The organism is Streptomyces sp. SDr-06, from assembly GCF_003324565.1.
Taxonomy (GTDB): Bacteria; Actinomycetota; Actinomycetes; order Streptomycetales; family Streptomycetaceae; genus Streptomyces.
The window spans coordinates 31,603-55,354 of the sequence record NZ_QOLA01000004.1 but is presented as its reverse complement, the minus strand read 5'-3'; the positions used below and the strand labels follow the sequence as shown (position 1 = coordinate 55,354).

General features: G+C 72.4%; 18 protein-coding genes and 1 other RNA gene. 8 read left to right on the top strand and 11 right to left on the bottom strand.

Features of this window, described 5'->3' with window-relative positions:
• Window positions 1–43: 43 nt before the first annotated feature.
• Both DT019_RS11125 and DT019_RS11120 read right to left on the bottom strand, forming a co-directional pair.
• Window positions 44–712 (bottom strand): hypothetical protein, encoded by a 669-nt coding sequence (locus tag DT019_RS11125; RefSeq protein WP_147267296.1) that lies wholly within the window; start codon window positions 710–712, stop codon window positions 44–46.
• A gap of 154 nt (window positions 713–866) precedes the next feature.
• Window positions 867–1,877: a LysR family transcriptional regulator gene (locus DT019_RS11120; protein WP_114036595.1), complete on the bottom strand. Its 1,011-nt coding sequence runs from the start codon at window positions 1,875–1,877 to the stop codon at window positions 867–869.
• 102 nt (window positions 1,878–1,979) lie between these two features.
• On the opposite strand from DT019_RS11120, the gene DT019_RS11115 reads away from it, so the two are divergent.
• Both DT019_RS11115 and DT019_RS11110 read left to right on the top strand, forming a co-directional pair.
• Entirely contained in the window at window positions 1,980–3,218 is a 1,239-nt protein-coding gene (locus DT019_RS11115) for an MFS transporter (protein ID WP_114036594.1), read from the top strand.
• A 74-nt stretch (window positions 3,219–3,292) separates the two neighbouring features.
• On the top strand, window positions 3,293–3,712 hold the full coding sequence (locus tag DT019_RS11110) for a hypothetical protein (RefSeq protein ID WP_114036593.1): 420 nt from the start codon (window positions 3,293–3,295) through the stop codon (window positions 3,710–3,712).
• A gap of 96 nt (window positions 3,713–3,808) precedes the next feature.
• Here DT019_RS11110 and ssrA read toward each other — a convergent pair.
• The 5 genes from ssrA to ftsE form a co-directional block, all read right to left on the bottom strand.
• Window positions 3,809–4,178, bottom strand: a transfer-messenger RNA (tmRNA) gene (gene ssrA, locus DT019_RS11105).
• Between the two features lie 80 nt (window positions 4,179–4,258).
• A complete protein-coding gene (gene smpB, locus DT019_RS11100; RefSeq protein WP_114036592.1) occupies window positions 4,259–4,786 on the bottom strand; it encodes an SsrA-binding protein SmpB in 528 nt (175 codons plus the stop codon).
• Between the two features lie 34 nt (window positions 4,787–4,820).
• Window positions 4,821–6,017, bottom strand: a complete 1,197-nt coding sequence (locus DT019_RS11095; RefSeq protein WP_114036591.1) for a S41 family peptidase — start codon at window positions 6,015–6,017, stop codon at window positions 4,821–4,823.
• 80 nt (window positions 6,018–6,097) lie between these two features.
• On the bottom strand, window positions 6,098–7,015 hold the full coding sequence (gene ftsX / locus DT019_RS11090; protein ID WP_114036590.1) for a permease-like cell division protein FtsX: 918 nt from the start codon (window positions 7,013–7,015) through the stop codon (window positions 6,098–6,100).
• Between the two features lie 46 nt (window positions 7,016–7,061).
• The gene (gene ftsE, locus DT019_RS11085) at window positions 7,062–7,751 is read right to left on the bottom strand and encodes a cell division ATP-binding protein FtsE (protein ID WP_114036589.1); all 690 of its coding nucleotides are present in this window, start codon (window positions 7,749–7,751) and stop codon (window positions 7,062–7,064) included.
• 264 nt (window positions 7,752–8,015) lie between these two features.
• On the opposite strand from ftsE, the gene DT019_RS11080 reads away from it, so the two are divergent.
• Window positions 8,016–8,207 carry a hypothetical protein gene (locus DT019_RS11080; protein WP_114036588.1) on the top strand — a complete coding sequence of 64 codons (192 nt, stop codon included), beginning with the start codon at window positions 8,016–8,018 and terminating at the stop codon, window positions 8,205–8,207.
• Window positions 8,208–8,280: 73 nt separating this feature from the next.
• Here DT019_RS11080 and DT019_RS39120 read toward each other — a convergent pair whose 3' ends face one another.
• From DT019_RS39120 to DT019_RS11060, 4 genes are all read right to left on the bottom strand, one after another.
• Window positions 8,281–9,231, bottom strand: coding sequence for a hypothetical protein (locus tag DT019_RS39120; protein WP_147267295.1), 951 nt, complete (start codon window positions 9,229–9,231; stop codon window positions 8,281–8,283).
• 440 nt (window positions 9,232–9,671) lie between these two features.
• Window positions 9,672–10,778 (bottom strand): peptide chain release factor 2, encoded by a 1,107-nt coding sequence (prfB, locus tag DT019_RS11070; protein ID WP_114036587.1) that lies wholly within the window; start codon window positions 10,776–10,778, stop codon window positions 9,672–9,674.
• A 59-nt stretch (window positions 10,779–10,837) separates the two neighbouring features.
• A complete protein-coding gene (locus DT019_RS11065; RefSeq protein ID WP_114036586.1) occupies window positions 10,838–12,079 on the bottom strand; it encodes a serine/threonine-protein kinase in 1,242 nt (413 codons plus the stop codon).
• A gap of 142 nt (window positions 12,080–12,221) precedes the next feature.
• The gene (locus DT019_RS11060) at window positions 12,222–13,856 is read right to left on the bottom strand and encodes a serine/threonine-protein kinase (protein ID WP_114036585.1); all 1,635 of its coding nucleotides are present in this window, start codon (window positions 13,854–13,856) and stop codon (window positions 12,222–12,224) included.
• Between the two features lie 397 nt (window positions 13,857–14,253).
• On the opposite strand from DT019_RS11060, the gene DT019_RS11055 reads away from it, so the two are divergent.
• The 5 genes from DT019_RS11055 to DT019_RS11035 all read left to right on the top strand — a co-directional run bounded on the left by DT019_RS11055 (window position 14,254) and on the right by DT019_RS11035 (window position 23,736).
• On the top strand, window positions 14,254–17,364 hold the full coding sequence (locus DT019_RS11055) for an FtsK/SpoIIIE domain-containing protein (protein ID WP_114036584.1): 3,111 nt from the start codon (window positions 14,254–14,256) through the stop codon (window positions 17,362–17,364).
• 230 nt (window positions 17,365–17,594) lie between these two features.
• The gene (locus DT019_RS11050) at window positions 17,595–18,986 is read left to right on the top strand and encodes an ABC transporter substrate-binding protein (protein ID WP_189389439.1); all 1,392 of its coding nucleotides are present in this window, start codon (window positions 17,595–17,597) and stop codon (window positions 18,984–18,986) included.
• 7 nt (window positions 18,987–18,993) lie between these two features.
• Window positions 18,994–20,346: a carbohydrate ABC transporter permease gene (locus DT019_RS11045; protein ID WP_114036583.1), complete on the top strand. Its 1,353-nt coding sequence runs from the start codon at window positions 18,994–18,996 to the stop codon at window positions 20,344–20,346.
• A 79-nt stretch (window positions 20,347–20,425) separates the two neighbouring features.
• The gene (locus DT019_RS11040) at window positions 20,426–21,307 is read left to right on the top strand and encodes a carbohydrate ABC transporter permease (protein WP_114036582.1); all 882 of its coding nucleotides are present in this window, start codon (window positions 20,426–20,428) and stop codon (window positions 21,305–21,307) included.
• Between the two features lie 179 nt (window positions 21,308–21,486).
• Window positions 21,487–23,736, top strand: a complete 2,250-nt coding sequence (locus tag DT019_RS11035; RefSeq protein WP_114036581.1) for a bifunctional glycosyltransferase family 2 protein/CDP-glycerol:glycerophosphate glycerophosphotransferase — start codon at window positions 21,487–21,489, stop codon at window positions 23,734–23,736.
• Window positions 23,737–23,752: the final 16 nt, after the last annotated feature.

Here is a 23,752-nt window from a genome sequence, read left to right as displayed (position 1 = left end):
GCCGCCGACCGGGCCACTGCGGGCGGATCCGGGACGGTGGTGCTCAGGCGCCGGTCGCGCCGACGGTGAGGGAGGCCGCCCGCGCGGACGGCTTGTGCGAGGCGCTGGGGTGCGGGGAGGACCGCACCGGGCTGTGGCCCGTGGCGGGGGTGGCGCCGTGCTCGGACCTGGAGGCCTTGGCCGAGGGCGCCTTGGAGGGGCTGTGCACCGGGGTCAGGGCCTTCTTCGTGGAGGACGCCTTCGGTGACGGCGGCTGCGAGGCGGCGGCCTGCGGCGGCGCGGTCACGGAGTCGGCCTTGCTGCCCTCGGGCAGGTTGAGGCCGGGGGCGCGGGCGCTGCCGCCGAGCAGCGAGCCGACGAGCGCCACCGCGAAGCCGGTGGCGGCGAGCCCGAAGATCCAGCCGAGCCAGCGGATCTTCTTGCCGCGCCGTCCGCTGGCGTCCACGAACACGGCCCGCTCGGCCGAGGCCGCCCGCAACGGCTTGAAGACCGGGATCTTCTGCGTGGCGGAGCGCTGAACCGGCTCGGGCTCGGCCGCCCGCGGCCGGGGCACGCTCAGGCGCGGGTCGGGCTTGCCGAGCGGGTGCGCGGGTGGGCTCAACTGCTCCGCGAAGAAGCCGAGTCGCACGGTGGCGTCACGCGGCGGCCCGCCACCCTCCGAGCGGTCGGGACGGGGCTGTCCCCCCGGCCCGCCGACTATTCCACTGTCCATGTTCGTACGCACTCCCTGACCTGTGTTTCGCGGGTTGCGCGCACGACTCCCGGGGGCCTCAGCCGGAACGGGGAGAACCCACCCGTTCCGAGCGCCCCCACCATCCCGCCGCACCCGGGCGATGAATGTAGCGCACGAGTCCATGGACATGTGTTCACGTATCGCGTGATGTTCGACTTCGATGGGACGCGTGCGGGGCATCAGCCGCCATCAGGGACAAGTCGGGCTCGGGCAGCCAGCTTCCGGCGGGTCTTCGCAGCCAGCCGTGCGCCGCGGAGGCCTCGGCGGCGACCCGCCGGAGCGCCTCGACGCCGGGATGCGAGAACCCCTTGCGCCACACCATCGAGACCGGGGCGAGCGGTACGGGTCCGGTCAGCGGGCGGACCACCATGCCGGGCACGTCCATGAACTCGGTGCTGGCGAGGACCGACCAGCCCTGCTTGCGCACCACCCGCACGAACTCCTCCTCGCCCGCGATCTCCGGGAACGGCGCGGCCGTGCGGATGCCGCGCCCCGCGAAGAGCCGCTCGGCGAGGTCGGTCCACTCCCGGGTGGCCCCATTGCCCGCCGCCGCGTACAGCGTCTCGCCGGCCAGCGCCGCGAGCGGCACCTCGGCGAGACCCGCGAGGCGGTGGTCCTCGGCGAGCAGCACCGCCATCCGCTCGTAACGCACCGGCTGGTGGGCGAGGCCCGCGAGCACCGCCGGGTCGAGCCCGGCGGCCCGGCCGAAGGAGACGTCGAGCCGCCCGGCGAGGATCTCGGCGGCGGCCCCGGTGAGCCCGCTGATGAACCGGGCCACGAACTCGACGCCGGGCGCCTGTTCGCGGGCCTCGGCGAGCACCCGCGCACCGGTGCCGACCGGCGCCGAGACATCGACGAGCAGCGGCCGCGCCCGGCCCTGCTCCCCCCACGCGCCGCGCAGTTCGTCATGGGCGGCGAGCACCTTGCGGGCGTACGGCAGCAGCCGTGCCCCGTCCGCGGTGAGCGCCACCGCGCGGGTGGTCCGCGAGAAGAGTTCGGCGCCCAACTCCCCCTCCAGGCGCCGGATGTCGCGGCTCAGTGCCTGCTGGGCGACGAAGAGGCGGGCGGCGGCGCGGGTGAAGTGCAGTTCGTCGGCGACGGCCGCGAACGAGCGCAGCAGCCGCGGATCCAGGTCGCGGGGCACGCGCGGAAGTCAACAGCATCAAGGGCGTTGACAACAAGAGTGGGTGAATGGGCGCTGATCAGGTGTTGGACCCGCCGACCCGGCCCCGGAAAGGATCGGGGCATGCCGCAGCCCACCTCGCCCGCCCGCCACCCGAACCCCTACATACGCCTCTTCCGCACCCCCGGAACCCGTGCCTTCACGCTCGGCAATCTGATCGCCCGGCTGCCCATGGGCATGTTCGGCGTCAGTGCCGTGATCATGATCGCCGGATCGCGCGGCTCGTACGCGCTGGCCGGTGCCGTCACCGCCACCGGCCTCGCCGCGACCGCGCTGGTCGCCCCCTGGACCGCCCGGCTCGTGGACCGGCACGGCCAGGCCCGAATCGCCGTACCGGCGACGGCGGTTGCGGTCCTCGGCTCGCTCGCCCTGCTCCTGTGCGTGCACTTCGGCGCCCCGAACTGGACCCTGTTCGCCGCGTACGCCGCGACCGCCACCACCCCCAACACCGGCGGCATGTCCCGCGCCCGCTGGGCCCATCTGCACCGTGGCTCCTCCCGGGAGGACGCGGCCGCCCTGCACACCGCCAACTCCTTCGAACAGGCCGCCGACGAGCTCTGCTTCATGCTCGGCCCGGTCGTCGCCGCCTTCCTGTGCTCGGCCCTCTTCCCCGAGGCCGGCACGCTCGTGGGCGCGGTGCTGCTGATGACGGGCGTGCTGCTCTTCGCGGCCCAGCGCGCGACCGAACCGCCCCCGTCGCTCCGCACGGGATCAGCCAAGTCCCCCTTCCGCACACGGGGGTTCGCTCCCCTCCTCGCGGTCTTCCTCGCCACCGGGGCGGTCTTCGGCTCCCTGGAGGTGGTGACCATCGCGTACACCGACGGACTCGGCCTCGGCGCGGCGGCGGGCCCGGTGCTCGCGCTCCAGGCGGCCGGCTCGTGCGTCGCGGGACTCCTGTACGGATCGGTGCGCCCCGCCCGCCGCGTGTTCCGGCGGCTCGTCGGCTGCGTGGCGGCGATGACCGCCCTGATGTGGCTGCCGCTGCTCGCGGCGCGGACCGGCGGGTCGCTCCCCGCCCTCGCGGCCGCCCTGCTGTGCGCAGGGGCGGCCACCGCGCCGACCATGGTCACCGGCATGACCCTGGTCCAGCGCCTCACTCCCGAGGGCCGGTTGAACGAGGGCATGACCCTCGCCGTCACCGCGATCCTCGGCGGCATCGCGGCCGGTTCGGCCACCGGGGGCCAGGTCGTCGAGCAAGCGGGCGCCGCGATGGGCTACTTGGTCCCGGTCTGCGCTGCGGCCGTCGCCCTGGTGGTGTGCGCCACGGGACACGGGCGGTACGCTGCACCGCCCCGCAGCTGAGCGGGACGTCCCCTTCCGCTTGAGCGTGACACCCTCCGCTCCGGCGTGCCCCGCGTCAGGAAAGGCCCATCCCCATGGCCATGAAGAAGTCGACCATCCAGCAGCAGGTCGCCGAGGCGATCGCGCAGGCCAACCCGCAGGACCGTCCGATCGTCATGATCCAGGCGATAGCGGGCCCCAGCGTCTGGTTGATGAGCATGTTCGGCGTCATAGGCCAGGCCTTCCTGACGTACTACTTCATCACCGTGACCCAGCAGGCCGTGCTGCTGCACCGGGCCAGCCGGTGGAACAACCGCCCGCGGGAGCTCGTCGTGGCGATCCCCCCGGCCGAGGCCCTGCGGATGATCAGCGACGTCCGGCGGAACACCCTGTGGAGCTCGTTCCGCTGCCAGCTGCCCGGCCAGCCGAAGCCGACCCGCATGAACGTCCACCGGCTGTGGCGCAACGAGATGGACCAGCTCCTGGGGATGCTGACCGGCCAGCCGGTCGCCTAAAGCCCGGTCCGGGCACGACAAAGGCCCGGCCGCTCGAAAGCGACCGGGCCTTTGCCTACATGGGGCGAGGTGATCCGGAGATCCGGTTCTCCTCGATCGTGGAGATGGCGGGAATCGAACCCGCGTCCAACGGTGCAAAAACAGGGCTTCTCCGTGTGCAGTTCGCTGCGATTTTCTCGGCCCCGGCAATCACGCGAACAAGTCGCCGACGGGCCCAGTCACTGTTTGATTTCCTTCCGGACCCCGTGACCGGGTCCGGAAGTTTAGTTCCCTAGCTGATGCCAGGATCCGGGTCGGGAACAGCCCCGGGCTGACACTTCGCAAGTCGCTACTTAGGCAGCGAGGGCGAAGGTATCGCGCTTGGTGTTGGCGATTATTGTTTGCGACATATGGTTTACGAGATCATTGCCGCTTCCTCGACACGCTTCCCCTGCTTCGACATCCGCTGTCGAAACCGATCATCCCCATGTTGTTTTTTCAAGGTGGTGCCGCACCTTCGCTGAGGTGCAGTGCCATCGTACGTGACCAACGCCCGAGGGTGCCAGCCTATTCCGCGCGGGCCTGCCGCAGGCTCGCCCGCTCCTTGCGCTTGACCGCCGAGATGGCCCGGTCCGTCTCGCGCCGGTCCTGCTTCTCGCGCAGCGTCTGGCGCTTGTCGTACTCCTTCTTGCCCTTGGCGAGCGCGATCTCGATCTTGGCCCGGCCGTCCTTGAAGTACAGCGCGAGGGGCACGATCGTGTGACCCGACTCCCCGGACTTCGACTCCAGCTTGTCGATCTCCGCCCGGTGCAGCAGCAGCTTCCGCTTGCGCCGCGCGCTGTGGTTGGTCCAGGTGCCCTGCGCGTACTCCGGCACGTGCACGTTGTGCAGCCAGGCCTCGCCGCCGTCGATCTGCACGAAACCGTCGACCAGCGAGGCGCGGCCCTGGCGCAGCGACTTCACCTCGGTGCCGGTGAGCACCAGACCGCACTCATAGGTGTCGATGATGAGGTAGTCGTGCCGTGCCTTCTTGTTCTGCGCGACCAGCTTGCGCTTGCTGTCCTTCTCTTTGTCCTTGCCCGTGTTCTTAGCCATAGTGCGGCCATTTTCGCACCCCGGCGCAACAGGTTTACGACGTGCCGCCGAGACCGCTCAGCACCGTCTCGGCGTGTTCGAGCGGCCGGTCGGTGACCGGCAGGTCGGGGGTGATGCCCCTGCCGTCGAGACCACGGCCGGAGGGGGTGCGGTAATGGCCGACGGTCAGCTCGGCGACCGAGCCGCCCGGAAGGCCGGTGGGCAGCTGGACCGACCCCTTGCCGAAGGTGCGCGAGCCCACGGTGACCGCGCGACCGCGGTCCTGGAGCGCGCCGGTGAGCAGTTCCGCCGCGCTCATGGTGCCGCCGTCGATCAACACCACCAGGGGCCTGGCGTCGTCCCCGTCGTCGGCCGCGTACAGCGCCCGCTGCTTGCCGTGCACGTCGTACGTGGCGACCAGGCCGCCGTCGAGGAAGGCGGAGGCGGCGGTGACCGCCTCGCCGACCAGGCCGCCGCTGTTGCCCCGCAGGTCGAGCAGGATGCCGGCGCCCTTGGGGGCCCGGTGCACGGCGGCCCGTACGCGCTCGCCCGAGCCCCTGGTGAAGGCCGCCACCTTGATCATGACGACCTTGGCGGAGAGGCTCTCGACGGCCACGGGCTCGGTGTCCAGGACCGCCCGGTCCAGCGTCCGCGTCCAGGTGCGCGAGCCGCGCTCCAGGACGAGGACCACCTTGCTCCCGGCCGCGTCGCCGCGCAGCCGGGCGACGGTCTCGGTGACGGGCTGCCCGTCGGCCGACCAGTGGTCGACGCTGCGCAGCAGGTCGCCCGCCTCGATGCCCGCGCGCGCCGCGGGACCGCCGTCCTGGACGCGGGTCACCTCGGTGCGGCCGTCGGCGGTGCGGGACACCCACAGACCCACTCCGGTGTAGCGGCCGTCGAGGGCGTCCGCGTACTGCTCGTACTGCGCCTTGTCGTACACCGCGCCCCAGCGGTCCCCACTGCGGCCCACGGCCTCCTCGGCGGCGCGGGTGGCGGACTTCCCGTCGGCCTGGGCCTCGGCGGCCGCGCGGGCCACGTCCTCGGCGGTGCGGTCGCCGCCGCGGGTGGTGTGCCCCTCGCGCGGGTCGAGCCCCGCGACGGCCCGTCCGGCGGCGAGCGGGGCGGGCCGTTCCTCGGCGCGCGGCAGGCAGTTGGTGGCGGCAGCCGTCACCAGGACGCTCGCGAAGACCAATGCCAGAGCAGCCCCGCGGCGCACACCGCGGGGCCTGGGACAGAGGTCCGGGCCCGGCATGGCGCCGAGTCTAGGACACGGCTCGGGCGCCGTAGGGGCTGTTGCTCCTACGGCGCCCGGGGCGTATGTCACACGCGCGGTCAGACCTTGAGGTACTTGCGCAGCGCGAAGAAGGCCGCGAGCGCGGGCATCAGGACGCTGGCCGCGAGGACCAGCGGGAGCTTCGCCAACACCGCGTCCCAGCCGATGAAGTTGATGAGGTTCAGCTTGTGCGCCAGGTCGAGCCCGTGGTCGATCATGAAGTAGCGGCCGACGACCAGGAAGCCTGCGGCGGCCACGCCGCCCATCAGCCCGGCGAAGGCGGCCTCCATGATGAACGGCGCCTGGATGTAGAAGCTGGAGGCGCCCACCAGGCGCATGATCCCCGTTTCGCGCCGCCTGCTGAAGGCGGAGACGCGCACGGTGTTGACGATCAGCATCAGTGCGACGATCAGCATGACGAACATGACCAGCATGGCCGCCACGTTCATGCCGTTGAGCAGCCCGAACAGGTTCTCCAGGATGCCCTTCTGGTCCTGGACGGACTGGACGCCGTCGCGGCCCGCGAACGCGGTGGCGACCACGTTGAACTTCTCCGGGTCCTTGAGCTTGACGCGGAAGGACTCCTGCATCTGGTCCGGCGTGATCGAACCGGCCATCGGGGAGCTGCCGAACTGCTCCTTGTAGTGCTTGAACGCCTCGTCGGCCGACTCGTACGACACCGTCTGGACGACGTCCAGCTTCTTGAGGTCGGCCTCGATGTCCTTCTTCTGCTGGGCGGTCACCGCGCCCTTGGCGCACTTGGCGACGCTCTCGGCGTCCGCCTTGTTGCAGAGGAAGATGGAGACGTTGACCTTGTCGTACCAGTAGCCCTTCATGTTGTTGACCTGGTCCCGCATCAGCAGCGAACCGCCGAACAGGGCCAGGGAGAGGGCGACGGAGACGACGACGGCGATCGTCATGGTCAGGTTGCGACGGAGACCGACCCCGATCTCCGAGAGTACGAACTGGGCGCGCATGGCGACGATTTCAGCCTTTCAGTGCTCGACGAGTGCTCTACGGCGCTCAGTGCTGGTAGCCGTAGACGCCGCGCGCCTGGTCACGTACGAGACGGCCGGACTCCAGCTCGATGACGCGCTTGCGCATCTGGTCGACGATGTTCTGGTCGTGCGTCGCCATGACGACGGTGGTGCCGGTCCGGTTGATCCGGTCGAGCAGCTTCATGATGCCGACGGAGGTCTGCGGGTCGAGGTTGCCGGTCGGCTCGTCCGCGATGAGCAGCATGGGCCGGTTGACGAAGGCGCGGGCGATGGCCACGCGCTGCTGCTCACCGCCGGAGAGCTCACCGGGCCTGCGGTCCTCCTTGCCGCCGAGCCCGACGAGGTCGAGCACCTGCGGCACGGCCTTGCGGATCTCGCCGCGCGGCTTGCCGATGACTTCCTGGGCGAACGCGACGTTCTCCGCGACGGTCTTGTTGGGGAGCAGCCGGAAGTCCTGGAAGACGGTGCCCAGTTGGCGCCGCATGTGCGGCACCTTCCAGTTGGAGAGCCGGGCGAGATCCTTGCCGAGCACGTGCACCTGTCCATGGCTGGCGCGCTCTTCACGCAGGATCAGTCTCAGAAAGGTCGACTTCCCGGAACCGGACGAGCCGACAAGGAAGACGAACTCCCCCTTCTCGATGTCGAGGGAGACTTCCCGCAGGGCTGGTCGGTTCTGCTTGGGATAGGTCTTGGAGACATTGTCGAATCGGATCACGGGTGCACCACGGGTCGGCCGGGAGTATAGGTGTGCGTGACCTTACGCGAACGGGACGAGCCCGCGCAGGCCCCGTCCTGGGATGCACCTTATGTCCCTCCGGTTGCGGGTCCGGGACCGGGATGAATCAGGCGGGGCGCGCCGAAACGCGCGGGAGCTGGCACAGTGGTAGGGGGAACGGTTGCGTTCCCCTGAGCGTTGAGCGGAGAGATAGCGGGTTGAACGCTGTATGCGCCGGCTCCGCCGCGCGGGAGAGGAGAGCGCATGACCTATGACCGATTGGTGTGCGCCAACTGCGCGGCGCCCGTGAGCGAGGGCCGCTGCCGTGTCTGCCGGGCGAACCGGGAGCGCCTGCAGCAGGAGGGCCAGTGGGGCTCCCTGACCCCTGCGGCGCTGGTGACCCTGCTCATCGTGCTGATAGGGGCGTGCGCCCTGTTGGCCCACCAGACCGTCTGAGAGACCGGTCCCTACGCGGAGAGGGCCCCGGGTGCGGATCGCACCCGGGGCCCTCCTCTGCGTTCGGTTCTGCTTACGCGGCGTTACGGCCGCCCGCGAGACGCGGCATGAGGCGGAAGCCGATGCCACCCGCGATCATGGTCGCGGCACCGACCAGCAGGAAGGTGGTCCCGCCCGCACCGGTGGCGGCGAGCTCCTCCTTCTGCTGCCCCTGCTCGACCGGCTGCGAGCCGACGGTGTCGGGGTTGGTGCCCGTGTTGCCGGTGGTGCCGGTGGTGCCCGCGGTCCCGGTCGAACCGGTGGTGCCGGTCGAGCCCGTGGACCCGGTGGAGCCGGTCGAACCCGTCGAACCGGTGGAGCCCGTGGACCCGGTGCTGCCGGTCGAACCCGTGGTGCCCGTGGTGCCCGTGGTGCCCGTGGAGCCCGAGGTGCTCGTCGAGCCGGTCGTGCCGGTGGAGCCGGTGGAACCCGTGCTGCCGGTCGAACCCGTCGAACCCGTCGAGCCGGTGCTGCCCGTGGAGCCGGTCGAACCCGTCGAACCGGTGGAGCCCGTCGAACCGGTGGAGCCCGTGCTGCCGGTCGAACCCGTGGACCCGGTGCTGCCGGTCGAACCCGTGGAACCCGAGGTGCTCGTCGAACCGGTCGAGCCAGTGGAGCCCGTGGAGCCGGTGGAGCCCGTGCTGCCGGTCGAACCCGTCGAACCCGTCGAACCCGTCGAACCCGTCGAGCCCGAGGTGCCCGAGGTGCTCGTCGAACCGGTCGAACCGTCCGTCGTGGAACCGGTCGAACCGGCGGTGGTGGAGCCGGTCGAGCCGGCGGTGGTGGAACCGGTCGACTGGCCGCCCGTGGTGTCGCACAGCGGCGTACCCGGGATGCAGGGCTCGTCGTAGGTGCTCTTGGCCTTGCCGTCGTTGGAGTCGAAGCCGACGGCCTGGGCCGCCCCCGCCGCGGTCAGGGACGCGCCGGCGGCAATCACCGCACCGGCTGCTATCCGCGCGACGCGGACCCGCGTGTTCTTGGTCATCTGCCTGCTACCCCCAGTAGCTGTCTCGTCATGGAGCAGCGCCCGGGGCGGCAACGCCGGGAAAGCGACTGAGCCCCTCCCCCCGTCACACACGCCCCAGAGATACGCATGCCGCGCGTTAGCTTTGCCAGTTTTAAAGATGCCGTCAAGGTCGTTGCGCACGCAATGCCCGAAAACGCCCTACTTGCCTGGCGTACGGGAATACGACTGTGACAGAAGACCGGAACTGGCGCCTCTCCTATGCCAGTTCGCAAGTCGACAAAGCGCCGAGTCGCCCCCTTCCCGCTTGCGCCAGCGAATTCGGCCTCAGGCCATGTCCGCGCCGCGCGCCGCTACGCAATCGCCACCGCGGGCACACGCGACCGCCACAACAGAAGAGGCCGGGTCCCGTTGTCCGGGACCCGGCCTCTTCGTACCAACCGCGCGTCTGCTCGGGCGGGTTACTTCTCCTGCTGCTTGCGCCAGCGGATGCCCGCTTCGAGGAAGCCGTCGATCTCGCCGTCGAGGACCGCCTGCGGGTTGCCGACCTCGAACTCGGTGCGCAGGTCCTTCACCATCTGGTACGGGTGCAGGACGTACGAACGCATCTGGTTGCCCCAGGAGTTGCCGCCGTCGCCCTTGAGCGAGTCCATCAGCGCCTGCTCCTCCTGGCGGCGGCGCTCCAGGAGCTTGGCCTGGAGGACGTTCATGGCGCTCGCCTTGTTCTGGATCTGCGAGCGCTCGTTCTGGCAGGACACCACGATGCCGGTCGGCACGTGCGTGATGCGGACCGCCGAGTCGGTGGTGTTGACGCCCTGACCGCCCGGGCCCGACGCGCGGTACACGTCGATGCGCAGCTCGGACTCGTCGATCTCGACGTGGTCGGACTGCTCGACGACGGGCAGCACCTCGACGCCCGCGAACGACGTCTGGCGGCGGCCCTGGTTGTCGAAGGGCGAGATGCGGACCAGGCGGTGCGTGCCCTGCTCCACGGAGAGCGTGCCGTAGGCGTAGGGCGCGCTGACCACGAAGGTGGTCGACTTGATGCCGGCCTCTTCCGCGTACGAGGTCTCGTACACCTCGGTCTTGTAGCCGTGCCGCTCGGCCCAGCGCAGGTACATGCGCTGGAGGCGCTCGGCGAAGTCGGAGGCGTCGACGCCGCCGGCCTCGGCGCGGATGTTGACCAGCGCCTCACGGGCGTCGTACTCGCCGGACAGGAGGGTGCGGACCTCCATCTCGTCCAGCGCCTTCTTCACGGACTCCAGCTCGGCCTCGGCCTCGGCGCGGGTGTCCGGGTCGTCCATCTCCTCGGCGAGCTCGAAGAGCACCGCGAGGTCGTCGATCCGGCCGCGCAGGGCCTCGGTCTTGCGCAGCTCCGCCTGGAGGTGCGACAGCTTGCTGGTGATCTTCTGCGCCGCCTCCGGGTCGTCCCACAGGGACGGGGCGGCCGCCTGCTCTTCGAGCGCAGCAATATCTGCCCTCATCGTGTCGAGGTCCAGGACGGCCTCGATCGACCCCATGGTCGAGGAGAGGGACTTCAGCTCTTCGGATACATCGACGACTGCCACGGGTCCAGCGTAACGGCTGCGCGCTCCGGCGTTCCCCGGGCCGCCCGATCCCCGCCTCCCTAGGGGGCGGCTGGCGCGGAGTTCTTGGTGTCTTGCGGCGGCGACTGCTTGCCGGAGTCGTCGCTCAGGGCCAGCCAGCCGCCCACGCCGACCGCCGCGGCGAGCGCGACCGCCGAGGCCGTCAGGACGAGCCTGCGCTTGCGGACCTGGTCGGCGCGGTGGCGCGCCGAGCCGGGGCGCGGGGCACCCGCGGAGCGGGGCGCGCGGGCGGTGCCCAGCGGGCCGCCGGCCAGCTCGTCGGGGCCGGGGACGCGCATGCTGGTGTGGGTGTCCCGGTTCGCGGAGTCGTGCTGCGCCCCCGGCACCAGCGGGACCGCCCCGCGGCGGGGGGTGCTGGAGGCGGTCGGACAGGGGTCCTCGTACGCCTCCTCGTCGTCGCCCTCGGCGTCCGGCTCGTCCACGTCGAGCGGGGGCATGCCCGCGATCAGGGGGAGCAGTTCGCGCAGCCGGACCGAGAGTTCGAAGGCGCGCAGCCGGGAGGCCGGGGCCTTGGCCAGGCACTGCACGATCAGCTGCCACAGCTCGTCCGGGATGCCGGGGAGCGGGACGACGGTCTCGGTGACATGGCGGCGCAGGACGGCGCCGGGGTGGCCGCCGCCGAACGGGGTGAAGCCCGCGAGCAGCTCGTACAGGACCGTCGCGAGCGCGTAGATGTCGACGGCGGCGCGCGGCGGGAGGCCCTCGACGATCTCGGGCGCCAGGTAGTCGGGGGTGCCGATGATCCGCGTCGCCTTGGTGCGGCGGGGGGTGTCGATGAGCTTGGCGACGCCGAAGTCGGTGAGCAGGGCGGGGTGGGCGCCGCCGGGGCCGAGCGGGCCCTGCATGTCCAGGAGGATGTTCTCGGGCTTCACGTCCCGGTGCACGATGCCCGCCGCGTGGGCCGCGGCGAGCCCGTCGGCGACGTCCGCCGCGATGGCCACGGCCGCCTCGGGGGCGAGCCGGCGCTCGCGGTCCAGGCGGGTGCGCACGTCGGTGCCGCGGATCAGGTCCATGACCAGGGCGAGGTCGTTGCCGTCGACCACCAGGTCGCGCACGCCCACCACGTGGGGGTGGTCGAGGCCGAGCAGAGCCGTGCGCTCCTGCACGAAGCGGCCGACCAGCTCCTGATCGGCGGCCAGGTCCTCGCGCAGCAGCTTGATGGCGACGGGGCCCTCGGGCCCTTCGCCGAGCCACACCGTGCCGGCGCTGCCGCGGCCCAGGATCTGGTGGGCGGTGTACCGGCTGCCGATATTCCGTGCCAAGACTGCTCCCTCAGCGGCTGGCTGTGCACGCTGAGGCTACGCGGCCGGGACGCCAACCTTCACTTCTGGCGCCGAAATCACCCTCTGGAAGTCGACAAATCCACGAAGTCGCGTCCCGAACCGGTGGGGCCACGCCCCGTGATCACTGCTTTGTGGAGTCGCCGATGCTCTTGATCCAGCCGGATACCGTCGAAATCCCGTCACCGATGGCCTGCCAGTAGCTCTTGCCCTGGGCGACCCAGTCCTGGAGCGGCGTCAGCTCCCAGATCAGCCAGCCCGCGACGAAGAGCAGCAGGAACGTGAAGAGGCAGCCCTTCAGACAGCCGAGGCCCGGGATCCGCATCCGGTTCGGGCTGCGCCTGCGCGGCTCGCGGGGCTCCCGCGGCTCGCGCGCCGGGGCCTGCGGCTGCCGGGGCGGGGGCTGCGGCGGTGCGTACTGCTGACGCTGCGGCGCGTACTGCTGCGGTTGCTGCTGCTGGTACGGCTGCGGCGGCGGGGCGTACTGCTGGTGCTGGGGCGGGCGGCCCTGCTGCGGGTATCCCTGCTGCTGGCCATAGCCCTGCGGGGGCTGCTGCTGGCGCTGCGGGCGGCGGCGCAGCGGGTCCTGCTCGGGCGGCAGGTAGCCGAGCTGGGTCTGCTCGTTGCGGTCGCGCGCCGCCTGGAGCTGGGACTGCCAGGGGTGCGGCCCCTGGGGCTGCGGCTGCCCCTGCGGGACCGGCGGCATGACGGCCGTCGGGTCGGCGTTCGGCGGTTGGCCCGTGTGCGGCAGGACCGAGGTGGCCGCCGCCGGGTCGTACGAACCCGCGTTGCTCGGCAGCACCTGGGTCGGGTCGGCGGCGCCCGGCGCGTCCGGGACCGGGGCGGGCGCCGGGTCGGGGGCGAGCAGCGCGCCCACCCCGTCGGCCGCCTCGACCTGGGCCGGGGTGGAGTGGACGCCGATGCCGGCCGCGACGACGCGCAGGCCGCGCGCCAGGTTCTCGGCGCTGGGGCGCCGCTCCGGGTCCTTGCTGAGGCAGCGCTCGATGACCGTCCACAGCGGGGCCGGCACGGTGGTGGGACGGCGCGGCTCCTCGCTCAGGTGGCGGTGCAGGACTTCGAGCGCGGTGCCGCCCGCGAACGGCGGGCGGCCCGTGACCAGCTCGTACAGCAGGATTCCGGCGCCGTAGATGTCGACGGCGGAGGTCTGCGGGCGGCCCTCGGCCGACTCCGGCGCGACATAGGCGGGCGTGCCCACGAACTCGTGCGTACGGGTCAGGCCCGGGGAGTCGGCCAGGCGCGCGATGCCGAAGTCGGTGAGCATCGGGTGCATCGCGCCGTCCCGCTCGTCCAGGAGGACGTTGGCGGGCTTCAGGTCGCGGTGGACGACGCCGTCGGCGTGGCTGGCGGCGAGCGCGTCGGCGATCTGCGCGGTGAGCAGCGACGCGGCGACCGGGGTGAGCGGACCGTTCTCGCGGATGTAGCGGTGCAGGTCAGGGCCGTCGACCAGATCCATGACCAGGGCGAGCAGATCGCCCTCGACCACCAGGTCCCGGGTGCGCACGATGTTGTCGTGGCGCAGCCGCAGGAGCACGGAGCGCTCGCGCAGGAAGCGCATCACCACGTCCGCGTCGTTGGCGAGCTCCTCCTTGAGGACCTTGATCGCCACGGTCTCGCCCGGCTGGCCCGCCACGGACGCCTCGGAGCCCGCGGTCTCTCGCTGGCGGGCTCGCCAGACAGTGCCCGTGGCGCCGCGTCCGAGCGGCTCCTCGAGCAGGTACTTGCTGCCTACCGGCCGCACGTCATGCGCTCCCTGCTGCTCGCGTCCATCGCTGTGTGGGTTTCCGGCCCACTCTAGTGCCGCCCCCGCGGGCGCCGACGGGTCGTGGGGTCGGCGCCACCAGGTTGTTCACCGTCTTCTCATGGTTCTCAGGGAAGACGCGGTCTTCGCACGGAAGGTTGCCGAACGCCCGTGCCCGGCATCCCTTCGAAATGCCCCACTCGGTCGCAACCAGCCGCTTTTCCGTCCACATTTGCGTCGTGAGCCGACCAATCAAGATCAATTCGAGGTGGGCGACGGGCGTGTTGTCAGTGGCAGGTGCGAGGATGCCCTCAGCACGACATGTGTGCCGGGTGGGGGGAATCACAGGGCTGCTCCCCCTTCTTGGCACCCCCGCGCAGAAGGGACCGCCGAGGCGATGCAGATCCGGCTGACCGTCCTCGCGCCGCGCAGCGGCCACGCTGTGGCGCGCGCCTGCGACGTGCTCGTCACCGCCCCGGCGGGGACGGCACTCGCGGCCGTCGCGTCCGGCCTGGCCTCGGCCGCCTCCGGCGCGGAGGTCTCGGGCGCTTCCGTGGTGCTGTTCGCGGGCCGCGAGCGGCTCGACGCGCAGCGCCGCGTCCTGGGCGAGCCGCCCCTGGTGGACGGCGCGGTGCTCTCGCTCGGCGCCCCCGCCGAGGACGAGCCGGCCCACGACGGCCCGGCCCCGGCCCGGCTGCACGTGGTGGCGGGGCCCGACGCGGGCGGTGTCCATCTGCTGCACGGCGGCCGCATCGGGATCGGCCGCTCCACCGAGTCCGACGTGCCGCTGGACGATCCGGACGTCTCGCGCCGGCACTGCGAGGTGACGGTCGGCGAGGACGGCCGGGTGAGCGTGGCCGACCTCAACTCGACGAACGGCACCCGGGTCGACGGCCGCGAGATCGGCGCCCAGCCGGTCCGGTTCGCGCCCGGCGCGCTGCTGCGGATCGGCGAGTCCGCCCTACGGCTCTCGGCCGGCGGCCCCGAGCCCGAGCCGTCCCTGACCACGGTGCCGGACGGCGAGGGCCACCTCCGGGTGACCCCGGCCTCCTCCCCCGCTTGCGCCGCCGGTGGTGAACAGCCCGGCCCCGCACCGCGGTTGAGCCCGCCGACCGGCGAGACGGCCTACTCCTTCGGCAGCTCTCCCTCTGCTCTCGCCCCCCTGGAGCCGGGCGCGCACGAGGGGGCGTACGGCGCAGGGATCGACGCGCTCGGAGCGCCCTCGGGATACGGGCACGACGGCCGGGACGACCACCGCGAGCCCGCGCACCCCAGCAGACGGCAGGGCACTCCCACCCGCGGCACCCGGCTGCCCGAAGGCCCCCTCACCGGGCCCGAGGACGTCGAGCACGCCCGGGCGGACGCGCCGGACGGCGGCCGTCGGCGCGGCGGGATAGGGGCGTGGGCGCGACGGCTGACCGGCGGCCGCGGCGAGCCGGTGCCCGAGCGGGCGCCCGCCGAGCCACAGCGGGCCCCGGCCGAGCCCGCGCCGGAGAGCTGGCCCGATCCGGCCGCTCTCCTCCTGACCGCGCTCGGCCCCGGGCCCCGGCTGTGGGAGCGCGAGCCGGGCCATCCGGAGGCCCTCGCCGTCCGGGTCGGCACCGCGGACCGCGGCGAGCTGGCCGCCGTGCCGGTCACGGTGGGGCTGCGCGAGGTGGGCTCGCTCGGGCTCGCGGGGCCGCGCGACCGGCTGGCCGGGCTCGCCCGCTCGGGCATCGCCCAGCTGGCGGCGCTGCACGCGCCGACCACGCTGGAGATCGTCCTCATCAGTACGGACCGGGCGCGCGGCCTCCAGGCGCGCACCGCCGAGTGGGACTGGCTGGGCTGGCTCCCCCAGGTCCGCCCGGCCCACGGCCAGGACTGCCGACTGCTCCTGGCGTACGACCGCGACCAGGCCACCGCACGCACCGCCGAGCTGGTCAGACGGCTCGACGCGGGCCCGCTCGGACCCGGCTGGGCCTCGGCGGACCGGGCCGCGGTGACCGAGGCCGCCGCCCGCTACGAGGGCCCGTTCACGGTGGTCGTCGTGGACGGCGACCCCGGCTCCGCCCCGCTGCGCGAGACCACCGCGCGGCTGGCCGCGGCGGGCGCCGCGGCAGGTATCCATCTGCTCTGCCTCGCCGAGGCGCCGCCCGCGTCGGCCGCCTCCCCGGTGGCGGCCACGTACGAGACGGCGTGCGCGGCCTCGCTCGCGTTCCGCGAGTGCGGGGCGGTCGCCCTGCTCAGCGGTGACGTGGCCACCGCCCTGCGGCTGCTGCGCACCGCGGGCGGCCGGCCCGCCGGGCACGGCACGGTGGCCGCGGTCGACGCTGTCTCGCGCGCCTGGGCCGAGCGGTTCGCCCGCGCGCTCGCCCCCTTGCGCACCGGCGACGGCACGGCCGCCTCGACCGGGCGCCTCGCCTCCTCGCTGCCCCGCTCCTCCCGCCTCCTGGACGAGTTGGGGCTGGCCCGGGCCACCCCGGCCTCCCTGATGGCCCGTTGGGAGTCGGCGTCGGACGGAGCGGCCGTGCTCGGCACCGGCCCGCACGGCCCGGTCGGGGTGGACCTCGCCTCCGAGGGCCCCCACCTGCTCGTCGAGGGACCGACCGGCAGCGGGCGCACCGAGCTGCTGCGCGCCGTCGCGGCCTCGCTCGCGGCGGGCGCCCGGCCCGACCGGCTCGGCCTGATCCTGGTCGACGGCGCGGGCGGCGAGCGCGGCGAGGGCCTGCGTCCCTGTACTGAACTCCCGCACGTCTCCACCCACTTGATCGCCTCCGACCCGGTCCGGATGCGGGAGTTCGCCCAGGCCCTCGGGGCCGAGCTGAAGCGCCGGGCCGAGGTGCTCGGCGGGCTCGGCTTCGCGGAGTGGCAGACCCGGCGCGAGGTCGCCGGGCGCCTCGTCGGGCAGCGGCAGGCACCCGCCGCGGAGAGCCGGGGCGACCTCGACCCGCCGGGCAGCAGCACCCTGCGGCTGCGCCCGGTGGCGCGCAGCCGCACCGAGGAAGGGCCCTCGCTGCCCCGCCTGGTGGTCCTGGTCGACGATCTGGACGCGCTGGTCGCGCCCGCGCTCGGCAGCCCCGGCCGGCCGGCCGCGGGTTCGGTCGTCCGGGCCCTGGAGGCGGTGGCCCGCGAGGGCGAGCGGCTCGGGGTGCACCTCGTGGCGTCCTCGGCCCGGCCCGACCGCACGGCCGACACGGAGCTCGCGCGCGGCGCCCGGCACCGGGTGGTGCTCGACGCGCCGCCCGCCTCGCCGTCGCCGGACGACCCGTCCCCGGGCCGGGGCCGGCTGCACCAGCCGGACGGGGCGTCGGTGCCGTTCCAGGGCGGCCGGGTCACCGGGCGCATACCGCGCACCGCCACCCAGCGGCCGACGGTCGTGGTCCTGGAGTGGGAGCGGATGGGCGACCCGCCGGCCCGCAGGCCGGTGCGCGAGCTCGGCAACGGGCCGACGGACCTGGCCCTGCTCGCCAGCGCCCTCGACCGCGCGGCGTCGTTGGTCAACGCGCCACCGGTGCCGCCGCTGTCCTGACGCCGACGCCGGTGCGCGGCCCGAGTGGATCAACCCGGCCGCAATGGGCGGCAGTTGGGACATCCCGCATGACCCAACGTCACAAGCCCATCACGATCGCCAACGCGACAGCGAAGGCGGTATTGCGACGCCCCCGCACCGGGCGTAGGACTGTCGAACGGGACGAGAGCGGCGGCGCCTGCGTCACCGGGCGCGGCGGTTCGTACGCGCACGGGAGAGACGGGGCACGCATGCGCAGCACTCGTACAGGCCGCACCATCACACGCACCACGACAGGTCGCACCCTCATATCCGCCCTGGCCATCGGCGGGCTCGCGCTCGGCGCGGCCGCGTGCGGGGACGACGGCGGGAAGAAGAGCACGCCGTCCGCCAGCGCCTCCGGATCGGCGTCGGCGGGCGGGGTCAAACTCCCCCAGCTGAACGGGGAGAAGATCGAGGTCGCCGCCGTGTGGACAGGGCCCGAACAGGCCAACTTCGTGAGCGTGCTGAAGGAGTTCGAGAAGCGGACCGGGGCCACCGTCACCTTCGTGCCCGCCCAGGACCCCATCGTCAACTTCCTCGGCACGAAGATCGCCGGTGGCAGCCCGCCCGATGTCGCGATGCTCCCCCAGGTCGGCGCGATCCAGCAGGCCGTGGCGAAGAAGTGGGCCAAGCCGGTCGGCCCCGAGGCCAAGGCGCAGCTCGACGCGAACTACGCCAAGGTGTGGAAGGACCTGGGTTCGGTCGACGGCACCCAGTACGGCGTCTACTTCAAGGCCGCCAACAAGTCCCTGGTCTGGTACAACACCAAGGTCTTCCAGAACGCGGGCGTCAGCGCGCCCGCCACCTGGAAGGACTTCCTCAGCACCGCCGACACCATCTCGGCGTCGGGGGTGACCCCGGTGTCGGTCGGCGGCGCGGACGGCTGGACCCTGACGGACTGGTTCGAGAACGTCTACCTCTCGCAGGCCGGGCCCGAGAAGTACGACCAGCTGGCCAAGCACGCGATCAAGTGGACCGACCCGTCCGTCAAGGACGCGCTCACCACGCTCGCCCAGCTCTTCGGCAAGCCGAACCTGATCGCGGGCGGCACCAACGGCGCGCTCCAGACCGAGTTCCCCGCCTCCGTCACACAGACCTTCACCGGCGGTGACCAGCCCAAGGCGGGCATGGTCTTCGAGGGCGACTTCGCCGCCGTCAACATCGCGCAGACCTCCGCCAAGGTCGGCACCGACGCCAAGGCGTTCCCGTTCCCCGCCGTGGGCGACAAGGCCCCGGTCGTGACCGGAGGCGACGCGGCGGTGGCGCTGAAGGACTCCAAGGGCGCGCAGGCGCTGCTCACCTGGCTGGCCTCCACCGACGCCGCGCAGATCTGGGCGAAGGCCGGCGGCTACATCTCGCCGAACAAGGCCCTGGACCCCGCTGTCTACCCCAATGACGTGCAGCGCGGCATCGCCAAGGCGCTGATCGCGGCGGGCGACAACGTGCGCTTCGACATGTCGGACCAGGCCCCGCAGTCCTTCGGCGGCACCCCCGGCAAGGGCGAGTGGAAGGACCTCCAGGACTTCCTGAAGAACCCGTCCGACATCGCGGGCACCCAGTCCAGGCTGGAGGCCGACGCGGCCGCGGCGTTCAAGAACTGATCCGGCGATGACGACCGCCACGGCGGGAGGCGCTCCGCCTCCCGCCACGCCCCCCGCGCCCAGGACCGTCAAGAGCGTCACCGGAACGCGCACGTGGATCGCGGCCGTGTTCCTGCTGCCCGCGCTCGTGCTGCTCGGTGCGCTCGTGGTCTATCCGATCGGGTTCTCGATCTACCGGTCGTTCTTCGATCAGTCGGGCCACGGCTTCGCCGGGATCGACAACTACAAGACGCTGTTCACGGACCACACCATCCGCACGGCGGTGAAGAACAACGCGATCTGGGTCGTCTGCGCCCCGACGATCGCCACCGCCCTCGGCCTGATCTTCGCCGTACTGACCGAACGGGTGCGCTGGGGAACGGCGTTCAAGCTCATCGTCTTCATGCCGATGGCCATCTCCATGCTCGCCGCGGGCATCATCTTCCGCCTGGTATACGAGCAGGACCCGGCGCGCGGGGTCGCCAACGCCGTGGTGGTGGGCGTGCACGACACGTTCACCGAGTCGGCCGGATATCCCAAGGCGCATCCACTGCCCAGCGCGCCGCTCAAGGACGGGGGCGCCGGAACGTTCGTCACCCGGTCCCCGGTGCACACCGGGCAGCCCGTGCTCCTTCCCCTAGTGGGGGTCGCCGCCGACAAGATGCCCACGTCGGCCGGGCCCGCCAAACCCGCCAAGGCCGACCCGGGCAAGGTCACCGGCACGGTGTGGCTCGACTTCACCAAGGGCGGCGGTGGCAGGCCGAACACCATCGACGCCCAGGAGCTCGGCCTCAAGGGCATGAAGGTCGAGGCCGTGAAGGACGGCCAGGTCGTCGCCTCGGCCACCGCCGCGGCCGACGGCACGTTCGCCCTGCCCGCAGCGGCCGACGGGGCCCAACTCCGGCTGCCCGAGAGCAATTTCCACGAGCCGTACAACGGCGTCGAATGGCTGGGCCCCACCCTGGTCACCCCGGCCATCATCGGCTCGTACATCTGGATGTGGGCCGGGTTCGCGATGGTGCTCATCGCGGCCGGTCTCGCGGGGCTGCCGCGCGAGCTGCTGGAAGCGGCGCGGGTGGACGGCGCGAACGAGTGGCAGGTGTTCCGCCGGGTCACCGTGCCGTTGCTCGCCCCGGTCCTCGCGGTCGTCCTGGTCACCCTGATGATCAATGTCCTGAAGATCTTCGACCTGGTCTTCATCATCGCGCCGGGTTCCAGCCAGGCCGACGCCAACGTCCTGGCCCTCCAGCTCTACCGCTCCTCCTTCGGCACCGAGGCGGACCTGGGCATCGGCAGTGCGATCGCCGTCCTGCTGCTGCTCCTGGTGATCCCGGTGATGCTCTTCAACATCCGCCGCATGCGACGGGAGACCAAGCGATGACGGCCCGGCGCACGGCGTCCGGGGGCCGCTCCCCGGGACAGCACGGCAACATCCGGTGCATGCGCGGGGAGGCCAGGCGATGACCACTGCCGAAGGGATCGTCAAGGCCAGGCAGTCGCTGCCCGCGCGCATCGCGTCGCGGGCGGGCGGCGGCGTGCTGCGCGTGTTCCTCGTCCTGGTCGGCCTCTTCTGGCTGATGCCGACCGTCGGACTGCTGCTCTCCTCCGTGCGCGGCCCGTCCGACATCGCCTCGACGGGCTGGTGGAAGACGTTCACCGATCCGTCCCGGCTCACCTTCCACAACTACGCGAACCTGCTGGACAACAGCACGATCACCAACTCCCTGCTCTCCACGGTCACGATCACCGTCCCGGCCACGGTCCTGGTCGTGGTCATCGGCTCGCTCGCCGGTTACGCCTTCGCCTGGATGGACTTCCCGGGCCGCGACTGGTGGTTCATGGTCGTGGTGAGCCTGCTGGTCGTGCCGGTCCAGGTCGCCCTGGTGCCGGTCGCCAAGCTCTTCGGGCAGATCGGGATCTTCGAGACGACGATCGGCGTGATCATCTTCCACGTCGCCTTCGGCCTGCCCTTCGCGATCTTCCTGCTGCGCAACTTCTTCGCGGAGATCCCGAGGGAGCTCCTGGAGGCGGCCCGGCTCGACGGGGCGGGCGAGATCCGCCTGTTCACCCGTGTCGTGATGCCGCTCGGCGGCCCGGCGATCGCCTCGCTGGGCATCTTCCAGTTCCTGTGGGTCTGGAACGACATGCTGGTCGCGCTGATCTTCGCCGACTCCAAGCACCCGCCGATCACGGTGGCCCTCCAGCAGCAGGTCCGCCAGTTCGGCAACAACATCGACGTGCTGGCCCCGGGCGCCTTCGTCTCGATGGTCATCCCGCTCGCCGTCTTCTTCGCCTTCCAGCGGCAGTTCGTCTCGGGGGTGATGGCCGGAGCCGTCAAGTGAGCGCACGCACCACGGACTTGATCACCCGATCGAACGATCATGCCCGCGCACCGGCATGACGCGACGTCAAGGGCATGATCGCGGGACTACGCCGGACGGCACCGTCGGCGTAACCCGATCACTCCTTCGGACGTTCACGGGCCATCCGCCCGTGCCCTCTCACGCCCCCAGGATGTCCGTTGCCCCGGTTCAGCGTCATCGTGCCCGCGTACAAGCTCCAGGCCCATCTCCACGCGTGTCTGGAATCGGTGCTGAGTCAGACGTACGAGAGTGACGAGAGCCCGGCGTTCGACCTGGAAGTGATCGCGGTCGACGCCGGCTCCCCCGACTCCTGCGGCGAGATCATCGACGAGGTCGCCGCCCGCGATCCCCGCGTCGTCCCCGTCCACCTGCCACCGGACCCGGCCGACCCGGGGCAGGGGCCGGGCGCCGCGCGCAATGCCGGGCTCGCCCGCGCCACCGGCGAGTACGTCCTGTTCCTCGACGGTGACGACATCCTCGCGCCGCACGCCCTGCGCGACATCGCGGACCGGCTCAAGGCGTCCGGCGACCCCGACGTCCTGGTCTTCGGCCACGCCCATACCCACTGGTCGGGCGGGACGGAGCGGCCCACGCTGCCGTCGCACCTCACCGAGTCGGGCCCCGCCTCCTTCCAACTGGCCGAGCGCCCGGCCCTGTTGAGGCAGCCCACGCCCTGCTGGAACAAGGCGTACAAGCGGGAGTTCGTCGAGCGCGAGGGGCTCGCCTTCCCGCCCGGCCGCCACACGGACACCTTCTGGACGTACGCCTCCCTGCTTTCGGCCGGTTCGCTCAGCACCCTGGAGCGGGTCTGCGTGCACCACCGCAGGCGGCGCGGCCCGGCCGCCGCGTCCGGCCGCCCCTTCGACCTCTTCCCCCAGTACGACCGCGTCTTCGACTTCGTCGACTCCCGCCCGGGGCTGAGCGGTTGGCGGCCGGTGCTCGCGCGCCGGATGGCCGACCACCTGGCCGCCGCCTCCGCCGACGTCCTGACCGCTCCGGGCCTCTCCGCGCGCACCCGCGCCGAGTTCTTCCGCCTGGCCCGCGCCCACTACGGCCGCCACCGGGTGCCGGGCGCGGCCGGGCTGCGCTACGCGGGAATCCGCTTCGGCACGTACCGCACCTACCGCGTACTGCGGGGCATCCGCTCGCTGCGCGGCCGGGCGCGGGCGCTGGCCTCGGCCGTGCTGCGCCCGGCGCGTTCGGCCGCGCTGCGCCTGCACTACCGCGTCCAGCTGCGGCTGCCCGTGCGCGACGACCTGGCGGTGTTCGCGGCGTACTGGAACCGCGGCTACGCGTGCAGCCCGGCCGCCATCGAGGCGAAGGTCCGTGAGCTCGTCCCCGCGATGCGGACCGCCTGGGTCACCACGCCCGACCAGGACGCGACCGTCCCGGCGGCCACCCGCCGGGTGCGGCCCGGCGGCTTCGGGTACTTCTCGGCGCTGGCGCGCGCCAAGTACCTGGTGAACAACGTGGAGTTCGACCACCGCCTGGTCAAGCGGCCCGGCCAGATCCTGCTCCAGACCCATCACGGCACCCCGCTCAAGCGGGTGGGCCTGGACCTGACCGACCGCCCGGCGGCGTCCCGCGGCACGGACTTCGCACGGCTGCTCGCGGACGCCGACAAGTGGGACTTCGTCCTGTCCGCGAACCGGCACGCCACGCTCACCGGGGAGCGCGCCTTCCCGGCCGCGTACACCACGCTCGAATACGGCAGCCCGCGCAACGACGTGCTGCGCCGCGCCACCCCCGCCGACACGGCGCGGCTGCGCGAACGGCTCGGCATCCCGGGCCAGTCGACGGTGATCCTGTACGCCCCGACGTACCGCGACTACAGCCGCGGCCAGCATCTCCCGCTCGACCTGGAACGGCTGGGCCGCGCGCTCGGCCCGGAGTTCTTCCTGCTGACCCGCGCCCACTTCGCCCACGACGCGCCGCTCAGCCCGACCCCGCTGCCGCGCGTCCTCGACGTCACCGGCCACCCGTCGGTCGAGGAGCTCTGCCTGGTCTCGGACGCGCTGGTCACGGACTACTCGTCGCTGATGTTCGACTACGCCAATCTGGACCGGCCGATCGTGATCCTGGACGACGACCGCGAGGCGTACGAGGCGGCCCGGGGCACCTACTTCGACCTGCGCGGCTGCCCGCCCGGCGCGGTCGCGCGGACCGAGGACGAACTGATCGACATCTTCACCACCGGCCACTGGCGCGGCTCCCGCTCGGCCCAGCTGCGGGCCGCGTTCCGCGCGCGCTTCTGCCCGTACGACGACGGGTACGCGGCCGAACGGGTGGTGCGGCGCGTCTTCCTCGGCGAGACGGGGACGGCTCCGGCGGCCCGGAACCTGCCCGAACAGCGCGTGCGGGGAAAGGAGTTCGCCGCGGCGACGACGCATTCGGGGGCGGGGCGCTGAACGCCGCCTTCTGCTG

Excerpts from the sequence above, each read along its gene's own strand:
- DT019_RS11040 (WP_114036582.1), top strand. The coding sequence starts at position 20,426 with ATGACCACTGCCGAAGGGATCGTCAAGGCCAGGCAGTCGCTGCCCGCG.
- DT019_RS39120 (WP_147267295.1), bottom strand. The coding sequence starts at position 9,231 with ATGACCAAGAACACGCGGGTCCGCGTCGCGCGGATAGCAGCCGGTGCG.
- ftsX (WP_114036590.1), bottom strand. The coding sequence starts at position 7,015 with ATGCGCGCCCAGTTCGTACTCTCGGAGATCGGGGTCGGTCTCCGTCGC.
- DT019_RS11080 (WP_114036588.1), top strand. The coding sequence starts at position 8,016 with ATGACCTATGACCGATTGGTGTGCGCCAACTGCGCGGCGCCCGTGAGC.
- DT019_RS11045 (WP_114036583.1), top strand. The coding sequence starts at position 18,994 with ATGACGACCGCCACGGCGGGAGGCGCTCCGCCTCCCGCCACGCCCCCC.
- smpB (WP_114036592.1), bottom strand. The coding sequence starts at position 4,786 with ATGGCTAAGAACACGGGCAAGGACAAAGAGAAGGACAGCAAGCGCAAG.
- DT019_RS11110 (WP_114036593.1), top strand. The coding sequence starts at position 3,293 with ATGGCCATGAAGAAGTCGACCATCCAGCAGCAGGTCGCCGAGGCGATC.
- DT019_RS11115 (WP_114036594.1), top strand. The coding sequence starts at position 1,980 with ATGCCGCAGCCCACCTCGCCCGCCCGCCACCCGAACCCCTACATACGC.
- DT019_RS11125 (WP_147267296.1), bottom strand. The coding sequence starts at position 712 with ATGGACAGTGGAATAGTCGGCGGGCCGGGGGGACAGCCCCGTCCCGAC.
- DT019_RS11055 (WP_114036584.1), top strand. The coding sequence starts at position 14,254 with ATGCAGATCCGGCTGACCGTCCTCGCGCCGCGCAGCGGCCACGCTGTG.
- DT019_RS11050 (WP_189389439.1), top strand. The coding sequence starts at position 17,595 with ATGCGCAGCACTCGTACAGGCCGCACCATCACACGCACCACGACAGGT.
- DT019_RS11095 (WP_114036591.1), bottom strand. The coding sequence starts at position 6,017 with ATGCCGGGCCCGGACCTCTGTCCCAGGCCCCGCGGTGTGCGCCGCGGG.